This is a genomic window from Salinicoccus carnicancri Crm, assembly GCF_000330705.1.
In the GTDB taxonomy this organism is placed as follows: Bacteria; Bacillota; Bacilli; order Staphylococcales; family Salinicoccaceae; genus Salinicoccus; species Salinicoccus carnicancri.
On the sequence record NZ_ANAM01000008.1, the window covers coordinates 690,932 to 710,770 of the forward strand.

The 19,839-nt window shown below is 47.9% G+C and carries 15 protein-coding genes, 3 tRNA genes and 3 rRNA genes; 2 read left to right on the forward strand and 19 right to left on the reverse strand.

Annotated features, from left to right (window positions below; translation table 11 throughout):
• Positions 1-11 precede the first annotated feature (11 nt).
• From tatC to C792_RS0111305, 3 genes are read right to left on the reverse strand one after another with little or no spacing between them, the layout of a single operon-like run.
• Positions 12-773, reverse strand: coding sequence for a twin-arginine translocase subunit TatC (gene tatC / locus C792_RS0111295; RefSeq protein ID WP_017549563.1), 762 nt, complete (start codon positions 771-773; stop codon positions 12-14).
• A 45-nt stretch (positions 774-818) separates the two neighbouring features.
• Positions 819-1,064, reverse strand: coding sequence for a twin-arginine translocase TatA/TatE family subunit (locus C792_RS0111300; protein WP_017549564.1), 246 nt, complete (start codon positions 1,062-1,064; stop codon positions 819-821).
• 10 nt (positions 1,065-1,074) lie between these two features.
• Positions 1,075-1,707: a redox-sensing transcriptional repressor Rex gene (locus C792_RS0111305; protein ID WP_017549565.1), complete on the reverse strand. Its 633-nt coding sequence runs from the start codon at positions 1,705-1,707 to the stop codon at positions 1,075-1,077.
• Between the two features lie 139 nt (positions 1,708-1,846).
• Between C792_RS0111305 and C792_RS0111310 the strand changes: the two genes are divergently transcribed.
• Positions 1,847-3,757, forward strand: coding sequence for an ABC-F family ATP-binding cassette domain-containing protein (locus tag C792_RS0111310; RefSeq protein ID WP_026090335.1), 1,911 nt, complete (start codon positions 1,847-1,849; stop codon positions 3,755-3,757).
• Between the two features lie 362 nt (positions 3,758-4,119).
• Here C792_RS0111310 and tsaD read toward each other — a convergent pair whose 3' ends face one another.
• The 10 genes from tsaD to C792_RS0111360 form a co-directional block, all read right to left on the reverse strand.
• A complete protein-coding gene (tsaD, locus tag C792_RS0111315) occupies positions 4,120-5,139 on the reverse strand; it encodes a tRNA (adenosine(37)-N6)-threonylcarbamoyltransferase complex transferase subunit TsaD (RefSeq protein ID WP_017549567.1) in 1,020 nt (339 codons plus the stop codon).
• Entirely contained in the window at positions 5,136-5,588 is a 453-nt protein-coding gene (gene rimI / locus C792_RS0111320) for a ribosomal protein S18-alanine N-acetyltransferase (protein ID WP_017549568.1), read from the reverse strand. Before rimI ends, tsaD begins: the two co-directional genes overlap by 4 nt.
• Positions 5,564-6,220, reverse strand: coding sequence for a tRNA (adenosine(37)-N6)-threonylcarbamoyltransferase complex dimerization subunit type 1 TsaB (tsaB, locus tag C792_RS0111325; protein ID WP_017549569.1), 657 nt, complete (start codon positions 6,218-6,220; stop codon positions 5,564-5,566). The genes rimI and tsaB overlap by 25 nt, the downstream gene beginning before the upstream one ends.
• A complete protein-coding gene (tsaE, locus tag C792_RS0111330; RefSeq protein ID WP_017549570.1) occupies positions 6,201-6,671 on the reverse strand; it encodes a tRNA (adenosine(37)-N6)-threonylcarbamoyltransferase complex ATPase subunit type 1 TsaE in 471 nt (156 codons plus the stop codon). The genes tsaB and tsaE overlap by 20 nt, the downstream gene beginning before the upstream one ends.
• A 102-nt stretch (positions 6,672-6,773) precedes the next feature.
• Positions 6,774-6,888, reverse strand: a 5S ribosomal RNA gene (gene rrf / locus C792_RS0111335).
• A 133-nt stretch (positions 6,889-7,021) separates the two neighbouring features.
• Positions 7,022-9,912: ribosomal RNA gene (locus C792_RS0111340) — 23S ribosomal RNA — on the reverse strand.
• A 192-nt stretch (positions 9,913-10,104) separates the two neighbouring features.
• A 16S ribosomal RNA gene (locus tag C792_RS0111345) occupies positions 10,105-11,656 on the reverse strand.
• The 16S, 23S and 5S rRNA genes sit together here with 3 tRNA genes alongside, the layout of an rRNA operon.
• 160 nt (positions 11,657-11,816) lie before the next feature.
• A tRNA-Gly gene (locus C792_RS0111350) sits at positions 11,817-11,890 on the reverse strand.
• Positions 11,891-11,936: 46 nt separating this feature from the next.
• Positions 11,937-12,021, reverse strand: a tRNA-Leu gene (locus tag C792_RS0111355).
• Between the two features lie 114 nt (positions 12,022-12,135).
• Positions 12,136-12,207 (reverse strand) — tRNA-Glu (locus C792_RS0111360).
• 550 nt (positions 12,208-12,757) lie between these two features.
• Here C792_RS0111360 and C792_RS0111365 point away from each other — a divergent pair.
• A complete protein-coding gene (locus C792_RS0111365; RefSeq protein WP_017549571.1) occupies positions 12,758-14,323 on the forward strand; it encodes a catalase in 1,566 nt (521 codons plus the stop codon).
• A 62-nt stretch (positions 14,324-14,385) separates the two neighbouring features.
• Here C792_RS0111365 and C792_RS0111370 read toward each other — a convergent pair whose 3' ends face one another.
• From C792_RS0111370 to C792_RS0111395, 6 genes are all read right to left on the reverse strand, one after another.
• The gene (locus C792_RS0111370; protein ID WP_017549572.1) at positions 14,386-14,850 is read right to left on the reverse strand and encodes an S-ribosylhomocysteine lyase; all 465 of its coding nucleotides are present in this window, start codon (positions 14,848-14,850) and stop codon (positions 14,386-14,388) included.
• Between the two features lie 74 nt (positions 14,851-14,924).
• On the reverse strand, positions 14,925-17,063 hold the full coding sequence (locus tag C792_RS0111375) for a Tex family protein (RefSeq protein WP_017549573.1): 2,139 nt from the start codon (positions 17,061-17,063) through the stop codon (positions 14,925-14,927).
• Between the two features lie 93 nt (positions 17,064-17,156).
• Positions 17,157-17,933, reverse strand: a complete 777-nt coding sequence (gene sigB, locus C792_RS0111380) for an RNA polymerase sigma factor SigB (protein ID WP_017549574.1) — start codon at positions 17,931-17,933, stop codon at positions 17,157-17,159.
• Positions 17,908-18,384 (reverse strand): anti-sigma B factor RsbW, encoded by a 477-nt coding sequence (gene rsbW, locus C792_RS0111385; protein WP_017549575.1) that lies wholly within the window; start codon positions 18,382-18,384, stop codon positions 17,908-17,910. The genes sigB and rsbW overlap by 26 nt, the downstream gene beginning before the upstream one ends.
• Before the next feature lies 1 nt (position 18,385).
• Positions 18,386-18,712, reverse strand: coding sequence for an anti-sigma factor antagonist (locus C792_RS0111390; protein ID WP_017549576.1), 327 nt, complete (start codon positions 18,710-18,712; stop codon positions 18,386-18,388).
• A gap of 79 nt (positions 18,713-18,791) precedes the next feature.
• The gene (locus C792_RS0111395; RefSeq protein WP_026090336.1) at positions 18,792-19,799 is read right to left on the reverse strand and encodes a SpoIIE family protein phosphatase; all 1,008 of its coding nucleotides are present in this window, start codon (positions 19,797-19,799) and stop codon (positions 18,792-18,794) included.
• Positions 19,800-19,839 lie beyond the last annotated feature (40 nt).

The window sequence follows — 19,839 nt, forward strand, 5'->3', positions numbered from 1 at the left end:
AAGAACGCCTCCTAGTCGGAATCCAATGATTCTTCGATTGACTTCTGCTCTGCCTTCAAATGTCTTCTGTATCCAATTTTGGATATATATATACTGATTTCATACAGGATTATCATCGGGATGGTCAGCATTATGTGCGTCATAAGATCAGGCGGCGCAATCAGCGCTGCAAAGATCAGCAGTATGAAATATGCGTATTTCCTGTTCTTCTTCAGGAACATGGGTGTAATGATGCCGAGCTGTGTCAGGAATAAAACCAGTATCGGCATCTGGAAAACCAGTCCGAACGGTATCACCGTCCTGAACAGGAAACCGAAATACTGATTGATGCCGATGGTTGTGGCAATTCCCATCTCGTCGGATAACTGGAAAGTGAACTCTATGATATACGGTACGAGTATGAAATAACCGAAAGCCATCCCCCCGAGCATCAGCACCATGACAATGGGTATGTAGCTCAGTGTCAGTTTCCTTTCATTGTTATGGAGCCCGGGGGCTACAAACGCCCACAGCTGGTACATGATCACCGGCAGCACTATGACAAATGCGATGATTACAATGACAAGCAGATATATTTTAAGCGGATCCGTCACCTGGAATGCATGCATCTGTATACTGCTGGTCCAGGGGGCGTTCTGCATTTGATAAATCAACGGTTTTGACAGGAAAAAACCAACAAGCATCGCAGCAACGAAAAAGTACATCACTATGAGCAGCCTTTTTCTCAGCTCATCCAGATGCTCGGTGACTTCTCTTTTTTCCTCATCGTTCATATTGCTCTTTCACCTCTTTAAAAAAAGGCGGCTTCCGCCACCTTGTTAACTCTGTGCATCCTGTGATTCGATTTTCTGCTGCTTTTTGTTTTTGTCATCGTCGTCATCATCGTCATCATCAGACGCAAGGCCTTTGGTCGCGTTTTTAAACTCTTTCAAAGTGGAACCCATGGCACGACCGAACTGCGGCAGTTTTTTTGGCCCGAAAATGATCAGTGCGACAACTGCGATAACAATCATGCTGGTAGGCCCGACTGCCATCAATGTACCCGGCATTAGCATTTCCAACATAATACCCCTCCTAGAAATTTTTCATATAAAAGAATAGTGCCTGCAATTCAACACTCAAATCTATATTATGCACGTAAATCCCATCGCTTACATCCAACCTGATCGGAGTAAAGTTCAATATTCCCTTGATACCTGCCGCTTCAAGGCGCTCTGCCATCTTCTGCCCGGCTTCAGCAGGCAGTGTAAGTATCGCAACATCGATGTCCTGCTCCGGAATGATCTTCTCCAGGTCATCAGAATGGAACACTTCGGTATCATTGATCCTTGTACCAATCATACCCGCATTCCTGTCAAACGCGGCTACTACGTTCATTCTATCATTTATGTTGCTGAATTTATAGTTCAATAACGCACTCCCAAGATTGCCGGCACCTATGATTGCCACATTCCTTGTCTCATTTCCGTGGATATGTTCCATGAAGAATTTCAGGAGGCTCTTCACGTTATAGCCGTATCCCTTCCTGCCGAGTTCCCCGAAATATGAGAAGTCCCTCCGGATTGTTGCAGAATCTATATCGAGAGCATCACTGATCTCTTTTGAAGAGACCCTGTCAGTGCCCGATTTTTCGGCTTCTTTAAAATACCTGTAATATAAAGGGAGACGTTTCATCGTTGCGTTTGGGATTTTCTTTTTATTGTTCAAATGTCCCACACCTCTTCTTTTAGGCTCTATCACTGTATTATATCACAAGTTCATTTTTGAAGTGTAGTACAAAAAGGCTTTATTTCATCGTTTTTTTGGTGTCTTTATTGTAAACTGGAGGAAAGAGAGGGTATTTAAAATGATAGTAATGCAACTTGGAAATATAAAGAAATCATATGCGACTGATTTAATCTTTGAAAATGTAAACCTTGAAATCAAATCGGGCGAAACGACCGGTATCGTCGGGAAAAATGGTGCCGGAAAGACGACACTGATGAAAATAATGGCCGGTGAACTGTCTTATGACGAGGGGACGATTTCTGTACCGAAAGGCACTTCAATCGGCTATCTCACGCAGCAGATGGCACTTGAGTCCTCCCAGACTGTCCGAGAAGAGATGATGCGCCCGTTTTCCGCGCTTCTTGAATTGAAAGCGGAAATCGAACGGATCACCGGCTGGCTCGCTGAACATGACTACAACCACAGTAAATATGAAGATCAGCTCAGACGTTTCGAGCAGCTGCAGAACCGCTTTGAATATGAAGACGGCTATAATATCGAAACTAAGATAAAGACGGTCATGACCGGCCTGAACTTTGACGTGGATGACCTCGGGCGCAATGTTGATGAATTCTCAGGCGGCCAGAAAACCCGCCTCGCACTCGGCCAGATGCTCCTGTCCTCACCTGATCTTCTGCTGCTCGATGAACCGACCAACCACCTGGATATGACAACGGTCTCATGGCTGGAACAGTATTTGAACAGCTTCCACGGTGCGGTCGTCATCATCAGCCATGACCGCTACTTCCTCGACAGGACTGTAGACAGGATATTCGAAGTGGAAATGTTCAAAGGGACGCTTTACCACACCAACTATACAAGATATGCAGTTGAGAAGGAAAAACGATTCAACCTGCAGATGAAGGCCTACGAAGAGCAGCAGAAAGAGATAAAACGTCTCGAAACCTTTGTCGAAAAGAATATTGCGCGAGCCTCCACCAGCGGCATGGCCAAAAGCCGGCGCAAACAGCTTGAGCATATGGACCGCATCAATATGCCGACGCGGGATCAGAGGAATGCCAGCTTCTCCTTCGATATCAAAAGGGAGAGCGGCAATGACGTACTCAGGGTGAAAGAAATCGGCATCGGGTACGAAGAGACGTTGAACGAAGGAATCAGTTTCAATGTCGACAAGGGTGACCGCATAGCGGTCATCGGCCCCAACGGCATCGGGAAATCGACGCTCGTCAAAACGATTGCAAAACACCTGCCGAAGCACAGCGGGGAGATCATTTACGGGACGAATGTATCCATCGGCTACTATGATCAGAAGCAGGCAGAATTCACTTCCGCAAGAACGGTACTCGAAGAACTCTGGCATGAATATCCTCACATGAAAGAAAGTGATGTCAGGGCAGTACTCGGGCGTTTCCTGTTCACCCAGGATGAAGTGCTGAAGCACATCAATGACTTGAGCGGGGGAGAGAAGGCACGCATCCAGCTGGCGAAATTGATGCTTGAGAAAAATAACCTGCTCATACTCGATGAACCGACCAACCATCTGGACATCGACAGCAAAGAAGTACTCGAAAACGCCCTCAAGGACTATCCTGGCACCATCATCTTCGTTTCACATGACCGGTACTTCATCGACCGGATTGCCACGAAAGTGATGGAGATTGGGCATCGGACGACCGACCTTTATCACGGTGATTACAGTTATTATATCCACAAGAAAGAAGAACGGGAGTCACTGGAAATACAGCCCGGACCCGACGGGCAGAAAAATGCCGATACAGGTGATTATGCCTCGCAGAAACAGAAACGCAATGAAATGCAGCGCCTGAAAAGGAATGTTGCCAAAATCGAAGATGCGATACACCGTATCGAACAGGAAATCAAAGAAATTGAGGAAACACTCCTTGATCCTGAAGTTTATGGGGATTATGAGAAAGCCGATGCGTACAACCAGCAGCTCGGACAGAAAAACCAGGAACTGGAAGCGCTGATGTCGGAGTGGGAGAAAACAGAAGAATTAATGGATGATTGAAGAATGCAGAATGCATGCATTCTTTTTTTTATACAGACAACCAGATGTTCGGTGGAATATGTAATTTAATAGAAAATTTACTTAAACACAATATTATTCACATGGGCAAGCCGATAAACAGCGGGTTTTGATGGGTTATCCACATAATCAACAGTTATACTCAGAGTTATGCACAATCATATCCACACCTGTTAATATCCTTATCCACGGATTATCCCCAAATTATCAACAGATGTGGATAAAACACACGTTCCGTATTGACATTGTTAAGACTGTCTTTACATCGCAGACCTTTGAATATACGTTCGCAGAAAAAAATTCCGGCACCTTTTCAGATACCGGAACAGTAATATACAGGAGCTTCATACAAAAAGTTCTATATCGATAAAATTCCTGCCATTCAAATCCAAAGACGCGAAATGGTTCTGCTGATACAGATGATGTGCGACCGCACCGATCATCGCTGCATTGTCTGTGCAGAATTTAAGCTTTGGTATGCTCAATTTGACATCATGCTCACTGCACAATGATTCAAAACGCTGACGCAGCCCGCTGTTCGCGGCGACGCCGCCGGCAACAAGCAGATGTTTCACTTCATACTCCTCCACCGCATCCATCGTTTTTTTCGTCAGAACGTCCACTGCACTTTCCTGGAAGCTTCTTGCAACATCTTCCTTTTTTATTTCCAGGCCTTTCTGCCTGCGATTATGCAGGGTGTTTATAACAGCAGATTTAAGACCGCTGAAACTGAAGTCATAGCTGCCCTGCTCAAGGTAGGCCCTCGGAAAATCAAATGTATCCGCGCCTTCCCTACTCAGCCGGTCTACATGCGGACCACCGGGATAAGGCAGCCCTATGACCCTTGCCACTTTGTCGTATGCCTCTCCGACAGCATCATCCCTCGTTTCCCCAATGACTTCAAACGAGAGATGGTCATCCATATAGATCAGTTCAGTGTGACCCCCCGAAACAATCAGAGCCACCAATGGGAATTCCAGTTCCTCTTCCAGCTGGTTGGCATAGATGTGCCCGGCAATATGATGGACTGGAATAAGCGGGAGATCGTGTGCGAAGCTGAATGCCTTCGCGGCATTGATGCCGACGAGGAGAGCACCAATCAGGCCCGGCCCTTCGGTCACAGCCACTGCAGAAAGTCCTTCAGGTGCCATACCTGCTTCCTCCAACGCCTGTTCTATCACCAGTGTGATCGTCTCTACATGGTGCCTTGAGGCGACCTCGGGGACAACACCACCAAAGCGTTTATGGCTCTCTATCTGGCTCACTACAACGTTGGACATTATTTCAGTGCCGTTTCTCACAACACTCGCTGCCGTCTCATCGCAACTTGTTTCTATGCTTAGTATCACTGTATCCTGTGTCATTTCAATTCCACCCACATCACATGTGCATCCTTTCCGGGACCGTAATAATCTTTGCGTACTCCACCGTATTTGAAGCCCTCTTTTTCATACAGTTTCATCGCAGGTCTATTGTCTATGCTCACCTCAAGAGAAAGAAAATCAGACTGTTCAGCCGCATACTCCTTCGCATATCTGAGAAGTGCCTTACCCAGACCGTTACCCCGCGCATGTCTGGCAATTGCGATTGTGGTGATCTGGCTCTGATCGATGACCATCCAGAGTCCACAGTATCCGATGACCTCACCATTTTCCTCCATCACAAAATAATGCGCGAACTGGTTGACGGTCAATTCCCTCAAAAATGATTCCATATTCCATGACGTATTGGGGAAGGAGGCGGTCTCAATTTCATGGACGGCTTCCAAATCATTAATTCCCATCTGTCTTATGACTTGTTCTGTTCCATCCAATTTCTTTCCGCCTCCGATATCCTCAAATATTCAGGCACCAGGGAATGAATATCTTCTTTCTCCAGTGCAGTTTCGAATGGCTCAACCATGCTGATACGCGGTACAGTGTGGACAAAATCCTCAAGATTTGCACTTACTTTCTCCTGTCCATCCAGTAGAATGACTGATGAATCATAGGAAGAGAGCTCTGTCTGCAAGTCTTCCAGACTCATATGAGCCGGTGCCACTTTTTCAGTAAAGCTGTCTGATTTCATATTATATACAGCACCAAATACATTGCCTCTTCGTGCATCAAACAGAGGAGCAACAATCCCCTTCCTACTGCTTGATGCAGCAACCACAAACAGAGAAGATACACTGTACAGTTCAGTTCCGAAAGCATATGCAAGCGTTTTAGCTACAGTCACACCAATCCGCACACCTGTATATGAGCCGGGACCGTTGGCCACAATGATCCTGTGGACATCATTTTTCTTCAACTCCGTCATTTTGAAAAGTTTGTCTATATAATCCATCACTGTTGCGGAATGCGTCTTTTTTACAGTAGTGTTGATTTCCGCCAAAGTAAAACCATCGCGGTTTAAAGCCACAGACAGCGGCCTATTTGAAGTATCAATCAGAAGGGATAACATTTTGTAGTGCCTCCAGTACAGAATCATATTTCGCACCGTTCGATTCTAAGGTAAACAATCTGCCGTCACCGGCTGTCTTTTCAATCGTCACAGACAGATATTCGTCAGGCAGAAATTCCTCAATGAAGCCTGGCCACTCGATGATGGAGACATCCTGCTCATTGAAGTATTCATCAAATCCCAGGTCCTCATCACTGTTCTCCAAACGATAACAGTCCATATGGTGAAGAACGAAGTTTTCCGCATTATAGGATTTGATGATGTTGAAAGTCGGTGAACTCATACGACGTCTGACACCCAAAGTGATCCCTACACACTGTGCAAAAGTCGTCTTTCCCGCCCCCAGATCACCTTTGAGGAGCATTACTGTACCGCCCGAAATAAGAGGTCCCAGTATTTCAGCAAGCTGTTCAGTCTCCTCAATATTATTAATATTCACTTCCAATTTCATCAAAAACCCTCCTGATCCATAAGTCCATTTCCTCTATTATACAAAAAAAGAGACCTATACAGGTCTCAATGCGGCATGTCGCATCCATATTGAATATGTACTGCCCGGCAGCGTCCTACTCTTGCGGGACGTCAGTCCAACTACCATCGGCGCTGGAGAGCTTAACTGCTGTGTTCGGCATGGGAACAGGTGTGGCCTCTCCGCCATCGCCGCCGGACAATGTCATATGCGAATGTGTCAGATCCAGTGTCACTGCATAAACATCTGCAGTGCCCCGTTTCATGTCACATTCAAAACCGGATAGAAGCAATAGATTGCGCATAAACCGAAACACGGTTTCTTCATCATTCTTGAATAAGTCATCGATCGATTAGTATTCGTCCGCTGAATGTGTTGCCACACGTACACGCCGAACCTATCCACCTCATCATCTCTGAGGGATCTGATGGGGAAATCTCATCTTGAGGGGGGCTTCATGCTTAGATGCTTTCAGCACTTATCCCGTCCATACATAGCTACCCAGCAATGCCGTTGGCACGACAACTGGTACACCAGGGGTATGTCCATCCCGGTCCTCTCGTACTAAGGACAGCGCCTCTCAAATTTCCTGCGCCCACGACGGATAGGGACCGAACTGTCTCACGACGTTCTGAACCCAGCTCGCGTACCGCTTTAATGGGCGAACAGCCCAACCCTTGGGACCGACTACAGCCCCAGGATGCGATGAGCCGACATCGAGGTGCCAAACCTCCCCGTCGATGTGAACTCTTGGGGGAGATAAGCCTGTTATCCCCGGGGTAGCTTTTATCCGTTGAGCGATGGCCCTTCCATGCGGAACCACCGGATCACTAAGTCCGTCTTTCGACCCTGCTCGACCTGTATGTCTCGCAGTCAAGCTCCCTTATACCTTTACACTCTGGGAATGATTTCCAACCATTCTGAGGGAACCTTTGAGCGCCTCCGTTACTCTTTGGGAGGCGACCGCCCCAGTCAAACTGTCCACCTGACACTGTCTCCCGCCCGGATCACGGGCGCGGGTTAGAATCCCAACCACACCAGGGTGGTATCCCACCACTGCCTCCGTGTAGACTGGCGTCCACACTTCCTCGGCTCCCACCTATCCTGTACAGGTGAGGTCAAGATTCAATATCAGGTTACAGTAAAGCTCCACGGGGTCTTTCCGTCCTGTCGCGGGTAACCTGCATCTTCACAGGTACTATGATTTCACCGAGCCTCTCGTTGAGACAGTGCCCAAATCGTTGCGCCTTTCGTGCGGGTCAGAACTTACCTGACAAGGAATTTCGCTACCTTAGGACCGTTATAGTTACGGCCGCCGTTTACTGGGGCTTCGATTCGCACCTTCGCTTACGCTGAGCGCTCCTCTTAACCTTCCAGCACCGGGCAGGCGTCAGCCCCTATACGTCACCTTTCGGTTTGGCAGAGACCTGTGTTTTTGGTAAACAGTCGCTTGGGCCTATTCACTGCGGCTCATATCTCTATGAGCACCCCTTCTCCCGAAGTTACGGGGTCATTTTGCCGAGTTCCTTAACGAGAGTTCGCTCGCTCACCTTAGAATTCTCTTCCCAACTACCTGTGTCGGTTTACGGTACGGGCGGTGGCTGTCCTTGCCAGCGGCTTTTCTCGGCAGTGTGAAATCAATGGCTTCGCCTACTCTTTTCGGCTCCCCGTCACAGCCCATGGTTACACAGGGCGGATTTGCCTGCCCTGACCACTCACTGCTTGGACGTGCCCTTCCGGTCGCACGCTCCATCTATCCTACTGCGTCACCACATCACTCAAACGGACATCACCGGTACAGGAATTTCGACCTGTTGCCCATCGCCTACGCATCTCTGCCTCGGCTTAGGTCCCGACTAACCCAGAGCGGACGAGCCTTCCTCTGGAAACCTTAGTCATTCGGTGGACGGGATTCCCACCCGTCTTTCGCTACTCACACCGGCATTCTCACTTCCAATCGCTCCACATGTCCTCACGGTCATGCTTCCCCGCCATTGGAACGCTCTCCTACCATTAATACTTCGTATTAATCCACAGTTTCGGTAATATGTTTAGCCCCGGTACATTTTCGGCGCAGCGTCACTTGACTAGTGAGCTATTACGCACTCTTTAAATGATGGCTGCTTCTAAGCCAACATACTAGTTGTCTGTGCAACGCCACATCCTTTTCCACTCAACATATATTTGGGGACCTTAACTGGTGGTCTGGGCTGTTTCCCTCTCGACAATGGACCTTATCACCCACTGTCTGACTCCCATGAAGCACATCGATGGCATTCGGAGTTTGTCTGAATTCGGTAACCCGGGATGGGCCCCTCGTCCAAACAGTGCTCTACCTCCACGATGCTCTCATGAGGCTATACCTAAATATATTTCGGAGAGAACCAGCTATCTCCAGGTTCGATTGGAATTTCTCCGCTACCCACACCTCATCCGGTCACTTTTCAACGTAAGTCGGTTCGGCCCTCCATCCAGTGTTACCTGGACTTCAGCCTGGACATGGGTAGATCACCTGGTTTCGGGTCTGCAACCCCATACTCTGTCGCCCGCTTCAGACTCGCTTTCGCTGCGGCTCCGCATTCGCTGCTTAACCTTGCATGAGATCACAACTCGCCGGTTCATTCTACAAAAGGCACGCCATCACCCATTAACGGGCTCTGACTACTTGTAGGCACACGGTTTCAGGTTCTCTTTCACTCCCCTTCCGGGGTGCTTTTCACCTTTCCCTCACGGTACTGGTTCGCTATCGGTCACTAAGGAGTATTTAGCCTTGGGAGATGGGCCTCCCGGATTCCGACGGAATTCCTCGTGTTCCGCCGTACTCAGGATCCACCGTGCCAGACAATGCCCTTCGCCTACGGGACTGTTACCCCCTACGGCCGGCCTTTCCAGGCCGTTCGGCTCCGCATTGTCTCGCGTCTCGGTGTCCTACAACCCCAGCCGAAGCTGGTTTGGGCTCTTCCCGTTTCGCTCGCCGCTACTCAGGGAATCGATTTTTCTTTCTCTTCCTCCGGGTACTGAGATGTTTCAGTTCCCCGGGTCTACCGCCGCGCCAGCTATTGATTCACTGGCCGGCAACACATAATCATGTGCTGGGTTCCCCCATTCGGAAATCTCCGGTTCAACGCTTACTTACAGCTCCCCGAAGCATATCGGTGTTGGTTCCGTCCTTCATCGGCTCTTAGTGCCAAGGCATCCACCGTGCGCCCTTCATTACTTAATCGCAATGAATTTGTGAGTGTGCCGCCCGAAAGCGGCACAACGCGTGTTTGTGTGAACTCTTTTTAATTTCAGTTCTCGGTTTTCTACGCTTTGATTTTCGGTTAAAAATCATTTATTGCTTCTCTATCCGGTTTTCAATGTACATGATACTGAATACAATATGTCAACCATTCCGTTCCGTAATTATCCTTAGAAAGGAGGTGATCCAGCCGCACCTTCCGATACGGCTACCTTGTTACGACTTCACCCCAATCATCGGTCCCACCTTCGACGGCTGCCTCCCGTAAGGGTTGGCCCACCGGCTTCAGGTGTTACTGACTTTCGTGGTGTGACGGGCGGTGTGTACAAGACCCGGGAACGTATTCACCGTGGCATTCTGATCCACGATTACTAGCGATTCCAGCTTCATGGAGTCGAGTTGCAGACTCCAATCCGAACTGAGAACAGTTTTATGGGATTCGCTCAACCTCGCGGTCTCGCTGCCCTTTGTTCCTGTCCATTGTAGCACGTGTGTAGCCCAAATCATAAGGGGCATGATGATTTGACGTCATCCCCACCTTCCTCCGGTTTGTCACCGGCAGTCTCACTAGAGTGCCCAACTCAATGCTGGCAACTAGTCATAAGGGTTGCGCTCGTTGCGGGACTTAACCCAACATCTCACGACACGAGCTGACGACAACCATGCACCACCTGTCACTCTGCCCCGAAGGGAAGCCCTGTCTCCAGGGCGGTCAGAGGATGTCAAGATTTGGTAAGGTTCTTCGCGTTGCTTCGAATTAAACCACATGCTCCACCGCTTGTGCGGGTCCCCGTCAATTCCTTTGAGTTTCAGCCTTGCGGCCGTACTCCCCAGGCGGAGTGCTTAATGCGTTTGCTGCAGCACTAAGGGGCGGAAACCCCCTAACACTTAGCACTCATCGTTTACGGCGTGGACTACCAGGGTATCTAATCCTGTTTGATCCCCACGCTTTCGCACATCAGCGTCAGTTACAGACCAGAGAGCCGCCTTCGCCACTGGTGTTCCTCCATATCTCTGCGCATTTCACCGCTACACATGGAATTCCACTCTCCTCTTCTGCACTCAAGTCTCCCAGTTTCCAATGACCCTCCCCGGTTGAGCCGGGGGCTTTCACATCAGACTTAACAGACCGCCTACGCGCGCTTTACGCCCAATAATTCCGGATAACGCTTGCCACCTACGTATTACCGCGGCTGCTGGCACGTAGTTAGCCGTGGCTTTCTGGTTGAGTACCGTCACACAGGTAGCAGTTACTCTACCTGTCGTTCTTCCTCAACAACAGAGTTTTACGAGCCGAAACCCTTCTTCACTCACGCGGCGTTGCTCCGTCAGACTTGCGTCCATTGCGGAAGATTCCCTACTGCTGCCTCCCGTAGGAGTCTGGGCCGTGTCTCAGTCCCAGTGTGGCCGATCACCCTCTCAGGTCGGCTACGCATCGTCGCCTTGGTGGGCCGTTACCCCACCAACCAGCTAATGCGCCGCAGGCCCATCCATCAGCGACAGCCGAAACCGTCTTTCAACTCTCCACCCCGCGGTGGAAAGGATTATCCGGTATTAGCCACGGTTTCCCGCAGTTATCCCCGGCTGATGGGCAGGTTGCCTACGTGTTACTCACCCGTCCGCCACTCGATCCGAGGGAGCCAAGCTCCCCCTTCTCGCGTTCGACTTGCATGTATTAGGCACGCCGCCAGCGTTCATCCTGAGCCAGGATCAAACTCTCCATAATTGGAAAGCCCATCTCGAGCTCCTGCCGTGCCGTCTCCGGCACCGCACTGCGTTTATATTGTCCGCCTCAATCTGTGACACACTGTGTGTGTCGCTTTCTCGGAATTAACGTTGACATATTGTCATTCAGTTTTCAATGTTCTCTTTTGGCAAATAATTAATGGAGCGGGTGATCGGAATCGAACCGACGACATCAGCTTGGAAGGCTGGGGTTATACCATTTAACTACACCCGCATAATATAATTTAATAATGAATGATAACTATTGTGAAGAATGATGATGCGGCTGAGAGGACTTGAACCTCCACGGGATTAACTCCCACTAGGCCCTCAACCTAGCGCGTCTGCCGATTCCGCCACAACCGCATATGTTGTTTGAAACTTTCAAATCACTTTTTAGCGACAAGTAATATCTTACCACGCTGACTTTTCAATGTCAACACTTCGATTATTATTTTTGTCAGAGTGTTTTCAAGTAAGTGACCCGTACGGGATTCGAACCCGTGTTACCGCCGTGAAAGGGCGGTGTCTTAACCACTTGACCAACGGGCCATTGATTAGTGCAACGATATTTATAATAAAGGGATATTGAGATAAAGTCAATACATTTTTAACATATTCTTAATATAAATTGATGTTTCCACGGTTCTTTTTCAAAAGTGACGTTTTTCTTCCTATATATAATCCTTTGAATTTCAGGAGTGATCATCATTTCTCTTCGTTGGTCTTTTGCTGCATTCCATAAAAGCCAGTGTCCCAACCTGTTTAGGAGTAACTGACCAAGGGGTAATATTATAATGGTGGAACTGATGTGATAATACACTCTCAGCCTTCCCGAGGTTTTATATCCACCATAAAAACGCTTTGTCTGTCTGAGCAGAATATTTCCCATTGGCAATTGATGGGGGTATAATTTTTATTAGTCAGTGTAATATTATAATATATTAATTGATTGCATATCTCAATACGGTTTGTAAAATCTAATATTAATTTTGTTTATTTTTATGCTTTAGTGTTGTTTTTTAATCTGTTTGTGTTAAGATTTATTTATAATCATTCTAAATAAGAATATGGTTAATACTTAATTCGGAGGGATTTTTAGATGGATAAAGAAAATCAGAGTCAACACACTGGCGACATCCGTGCCGGAGGCGGTGACCAGGCGAGAGAACAGTCTCAGAACCAGGGCAGCGATCGGCTCACTACTCTTTTCGGTAATCCTGTAGGTGACCGTGAAAATACGATGACTGCTGGCCCCCGCGGACCAATCGTTATGCAGGACCCTTACTTCCTGGATATGATGGCTCACTTCGACCGTGAAGTCATCCCTGAGCGCAGAATGCACGCCAAAGGTTCAGGTGCATATGGTACATTCACTGTAACACATGACATAACTCAATATACAAAAGCAAAAATCTTCAGTGAGATCGGTAAGCAGACTGAAATGTTTGCACGTTTCTCAACAGTTGCCGGCGAACGCGGCGCAGCTGATGCAGAACGCGATATCCGCGGATTTGCACTGAAATTCTATACTGAGGAAGGTAACTGGGATCTTGTCGGTAACAACACTCCTGTATTCTTCTTCCGCGACCCTAAGCTTTTCCCAAGCTTGAACCACGTTGTCAAGCGTGATCCTAAAACGAACATGCACAATGCGCAGAGTAATTGGGACTTCTGGACCTCCCTGCCCGAGGCACTTCACCAGGTGACAATCATCATGACAGACCGCGGCATTCCAAAAGGCTTCAGAAACATGCATGGTTTCGGCTCCCACACTTACAGCATGATCAACGATGAAGGCGAACGTGTATGGGTCAAATTCCACTTCAGGACTCAGCAGGGTATTGAGAACTACACCGGTGCTGAAGCTGAAGATGTAATTGCGAAAGACCGTGAGTCCTCCCAGCGTGACCTTTTCGATAATATCGAAGAAGGAAACTTCCCTAAATGGAAGCTGTACATCCAGGTCATGACTGAAGAACAGGCAAAAAATCATAAAGATAACCCGTTCGACCTTACTAAAGTATGGTTCAAGGATGAGTATCCGCTGATTCCGGTTGGTGAATTCGAGTTGAACCGCAACCCTGAAAACTACTTTGCTGAAGTTGAGCAGGCTGCATTCGCACCAACGAACATTGTACCGGGACTTGGATTCTCACCTGATAAAATGCTGCAGGGCCGTCTGTTCTCCTATGGTGATACACAGCGTTACCGCCTTGGTGTGAACCATCATCAGATTCCTGTAAACTCTCCAAAAGGTGCTGCAAACGTATGCCCGTTCAGCCGTGACGGCGCAATGAGGGTTGACGGCAACCTTGGTTCCCATACGAACTACTACCCTAACAGCTACAACAAGTACAACAGCACTCCGGAAGCTAAAATGCCGCCCCAGGAATCCATGGGTGCCATCTATGAACATGACTTCCGTGAAGATGACAGCAACTATTATGAACAGCCCGGTAAACTCTTCAGACTGCAGTCCGATGAAGCGAAAGAAAGATTGTTCCAGAACACTGCAGCTGAAATGCAGGGCACTACAGAACAGATCCAGCACCGCCATATCAGAAACTGCTACAAGGCAGACCCTGCATACGGCGAGGGTGTAGCGAAAGCACTGGGAGTCAATATCGGCGATGTTGACCTTGAAGCCCCGGATTATCCATTTTAAAATAATTATCAAAGGGGACCCGATCAGTTGATCGGGTCCCCTTTTTCATACATATATTCATCTCATTGCGCGAAGACGATGTGCCAGACTTCTTTTCTTTCAAGCATGCGCCTCGCGATTTCCTGTGCGCCCTCAAGGCTGTGGCTCGCAGCCCAGCCGCACTGAACTTCATTACATGCGGGGACTTCGGTGGCAGCTGTGACATCCTGCAATGTCTTCCCGACTACATCGGTCACGTTTTCAAAATCATCATCGTTGAGGAGAGACAGGTAGAACCCGGTCTGGCAGCCCATCGGGCTCAAGTCAACAACCTTTTCATGGTGGTTACGGATATTCTCTGCCATCAGATGCTCAAGAGAATGCAATCCCGGCATCTCCATATGCTCTTGATTGGGCTGGCAGAACCGGATGTCATACTTGTATATGACGTCTCCATGCTCACCTTCACTTTTACCGGCCAATCTGATATACGGTGCAGCTACTTTTGTATGATCGAGGTTGAAACTTTCCACATTCATCTTCGGCATTCAAATTCTCCTTTGCTTCATGTATTAGTTATCATGATATATGAATTACAGACTGCCCTCAAGAATCCAGTCTCCTATCTTTTCATGGAAAGTGAAATCCGTTCTTTGCCAACATCCACTCCTGTGACTGTGACATCAACGATATCACCAACACTCACGACTTCCATCGGATGTTTGATGAACCGGCTTGTCATCTTGGATATATGAACGAGTCCATCCTGTTTGACCCCTATATCAACGAACGCTCCGAAATCCGTCACATTTCTCACAGTACCGGACAATTTCATGCCTTCTTTCAAGTCCTCCATGGAAAGGACATCCGACTTGAGCAACGGCGTTTCAAAATCATCACGGATATCCCGTGTCGGGGATTTCAGCGCCTCTACGATGTCTTCCAGTGTCGGTATACCGATGTCGAGATCGGCGGCCATATCTTCAATATTGATCTGATCAAGCTTTTTGGACATATCATCTGTACCGATATCCTCTTTTTTAAGGCCCAGCTGCCCGATCAGTGCGTATGCCGCTTTATAGTTTTCCGGATGGATCGGGGTCTGGTCAAGTGGTTCCCCGCCCTCCGGGATCCTCAGGAAGCCGATGCATTGTTCAAATGTTTTCGATCCGAGCCTCGGTACTTTGCCTATATCCTTCCGGGTCTTGAAGCCATCATTCTCTTCACGGTATTTAACGATATTTTTACTGATTGAGGGGGACAGGCCTGCAACGTGCTCCAAAAGTGTATGGGAAGCAGTATTCACATTGACACCAACCCGGTTGACCGTCGTTTCAACAACGAAGTCGAGGGTTTCCGCAAGATTCTTCTGATTAACATCATGCTGATACTGGCCGACACCGATTGATTTAGGATCGATTTTCACCAGCTCGCTGAGCGGATCCTGCACACGGCGCGCTATTGACACCGCACTTCTTTCTTCAACATTGAAGCCGGGAAACTCCTCCCTCGCAATTTCCGATGCGGAATAAACACTCGCCCCCGCCTCATTCACAATGATGAACTGGGTGCCGAGTCCATTCTCTTTGACAAGTTCACTGACGAAAAGCTCTGTCTCCCTTGAAGCCGTTCCATTTCCGATGGCAATAAGAGAAACTCCATACTTCCTGATTGTTTCCAAAACGCTTTTTTTGGCTGCATCATATTTCTTTTGGGGTGGATGCGGATAGATGACACCCTTGTCGATGAATTGGCCCGAATGATCGATGACAGCCATCTTGCAGCCTGTCCTGAACGCCGGGTCCAGTCCGAGTAACACTCTGCCTTTGAGCGGTGGCTGCAGCAGCAGTCCTTTCAGATTCTCTGCAAAAATATCAATTGCATGCTGCTCCCCGTTTTCCGTAAGACCATTCCTCACTTCACGCTCTATGGACGGCATGATCAGGCGCTTCAGAGCATCTGCAACAGCAGTTTCCATATACCGGCCGGTTGCTGACTTCTCTTTTATCTCCTGTTTGCCGATATAGCGTTTCAGGCGCTCCATATCGTATTCCATCCTGACGCCCAGAACCCCGAGTTTTTCTCCACGGTTTATGGCAAGTACACGGTGGGGTACAATCTTCCGTATGGGTTCCTGATAGCTGTAGTACATCTCAAAGACCCCTGTCGGATCTTCTCCATTCTTCTTCTTAGCAGTCACCATATCAGCAGTATCCCTGATGACTTTCAATATATATGAACGGTATTTGGGCTCATCGGATATTTTTTCAGCAATGATATCGAGTGCCCCTGTGATCGCAGCCTCGGCAGTCTCCACTTCTTCGCCCATAAACTCCTCAGCAGCCGCTTCCACATCCATCGGTTCCTGAAGCAGGATACGTTCCGCAAAGGGGCCGAGTCCTTTGCGCTTCGCCTCTGTTGCACGTGTCTTCTTCTTTTGTTTGAATGGACGATACAGATCCTCCACCCGGTTCAGGACAGTCTGCTTTAAAATATTCCTTCTCAGATCCTCTGTCAGCAGTCCCTGTTCATCTATGAGACGGATCACTTCCTGCTTCCGTTTCTCCAGATTTTCTAGATAAGTGAATCTGTCGGAAATCTCCTTGATTTCCTCCTCATCCATCCCTCCTGTCATCTCTTTGCGGTAACGTGCTATAAAAGGGACGGTGTTCTTCTCCCCGAGAAGCTCCAGTACATTCCTTATGTATTTGGATCCCTTTCCTGTAATGCTTTGCAGTTCTTTGACAAGTTGCTCATTCATGAAAATCTCTCCTATACTACTCTCGTTCAGTTAAACCAGTACCATTATAACATTGATACCCCCATCCTTCTCCGGACGGGGGTATCTGAAAAATCATTCGTCTTTGCTCACTGCCTGCCGCAGTTTATTGATAGCGGTGCGCTGGAGTCTCGAAACATGCATCTGGCTCAGGCCGACCCGCTCCCCCGTCTCCTTCTGGCTCAGGCCCTCCATGAAGGTGAACTGGATGATTTCACGTTCCCGTTCGGAAAGTATCGGAAGGACTTTTTCCAGGATCAGACGTTTTTCGGAAAGATCATAATTATCATCCGACTGCCCCATTACATCGAGCAGAGTGACCGTCGAACCGTCTTTGTCGGCTTCGATTGAATGGTCCACGCTGAGTGCATTGTAACTCTGACCCATCTCCATCGCTTCCAGGACATCTTCTTCTGATACTTCAAGATGTTCTGCAATCTCGCTGATTTTCGGGGAGCGCTCCAGCCTGTTTGTCAGTTCATCATTGGCATTTTTGATCTTTGGCCCAATTTCCTTTATGCGCCTCGGCACATGCACACTCCAGGTCTTGTCCCTGAGATAACGCTTGATTTCACCAACCACCGTCGGCACCAGGAACGCTTCGAATCTTCGGTCGAAGGATGCATCAAACCGGTTGATTGCACCGAGCAGACCGACCATCCCGACCTGCACAAGGTCTTCATGATGGCTTTTCCCTTTCGAATATCTGTACGCAAGCGACTCTATCAGCTTCTGATAGTGCTCCACGATTCTCGTCTGGGCTTCCTGGTCCCCTTCTTCCTGATGGCTGCGTATCAGTGCATTGATATCATCCGGTGTGAGTCCTTTATCGATTGACGATTGTTTCTCCATTCGAATGCACCTGACTTTCATTAATAAACTTCGTCATGCTGATGGTTACTCCAGGGTCTTTTTTGATGTAGACTTCATCCATTAACGTTTCAATCAAGAACAGCCCCAAACCTCCTTCTCTCAAGAAGTTCACGTTATCATCTTCCGTGTACGGACCGAGCTCTTTTCTCACATCTTCATAATTGAAGCTCTGACCATGGTCTGCAACGATTATTTCCACTTTATCTTCATAGACTGCAAAACCGACAAGCACCTCACCTGTCTGGTCTTCCCCGTATGCATGCTTCACTGCATTCGTCACCGCTTCTGAAACAGCAATCTTCGAGTCTTCAATCTGGTCGTAGGTGGCGCCCGCCCGCGACAGTACACCTGAGAGGGTGAGCCTGATCAGACCGACATATTCTGCGCTGGATGGAAATTTCATCTCTATATAATCATACTGCAATGGCATTCTATTCAACCTCCGACGCTTCGTTGATATGCATCAAGTCACGAAGCCCTGTAATCTCGAACAATCTGAGGATCCTGTTCGAAACTCCTGTCACGCGGAGTTCACGGTCATGCTGGTTAAGGTCCTTCAATGTACCGACAAAAATACCGAGTCCTGTGGAGTCCATATAGCTCACATCGGTCAGATCGATTGTGACATCATGACTGCCTGACTGCCTGATGGGATCCAGAACTTTCTGAAGCTCAGGAGCTGTATACAAATCAAGTTCTCCATCCAGCACGATAAGGTATTCGTTTTCTTTTTCAGTTGTATCGATATTGATATTCATTAAGATTACACTCCCATTTTCCGTAAATACATAGACCTTCCGGCTTTTACCCGTAAAAATATGGATCGAAACATGAAATTTATTCTTTATTGTTTTTTAATATGAAAAGCGTCAGATCATCTTTTTTATGCGGATTCTGCATGCGCATCAATGATTCGTAAATATACTGGACGATGTCCTGCGGGTGATGCTCCCGGACTTCCCGGATCATATCTTTGACGTCCTCAAAATCGATGAAGGTATCATCATGCTTCCTGAGCTCGGTTACACCATCCGTAAACACGATGATCATATCGTTATTGCCGATTTCCACTTCCTTCTGTTCATACCTTGCATGCTCTTTGACTCCAAGGACAATCCCCTTTGCATCAATCTCTTCGAATTCATCCGTTTCGTAGCGGTATAAAAGTGCAGGTTCATGTCCTGCAGAGGAATAATAGAGCAGATTGGTATTATGATCGTACAGCCCGTAGAACATGGTTACGAACATGTTCTGGTTGACGTTCTTCTCGACAACACGGTTCAGTTTTTTCAGGCTGTCGCTCGGCAGCTGGGAATAGCCGTAGGAGTCCATGCCGAATTTGATCATCGTCATGGCAATTGCAGCGGGAATCCCTTTACCTATGACATCGGCCACAGCGAAACTGAGCATACCGTCATTGTGGTCGATGATATTGAAATAGTCACCGCTCACTTTCCTTGCCGGAACACTGATTGCACCGATCTTCATCGTTTCAAACGTCGGGATTTCAGCTTTCAGCATCGTCTCCTGAAGACTGGAAGCAACATCCATCTCTTTGTCATGGATTTTGAGCTTGTTCATCATGGACTTATAATCCCTGTATGTAAAACCGAAAGATATGATGACTTCCTGCAGTATATCAAGGGACTTTTTTACAAGTTCACCATCCTCGACTTCCATATCCTCAAGCAGATCTATGTGCAGTGAAACAATTTCCTCGGGCGAGGTATCCATTTCGATTACTTCCTCACTGAACGACTGGCACCAGTCGAATGCCTTGTCAGTGTCTTCGCCATAAAGATACAGATTGAGTATATCTCTATATTTATTAACAAGATCGTCTATATACGTCAAAATAAATCACCTCGGACTGAAAAAAGACTTT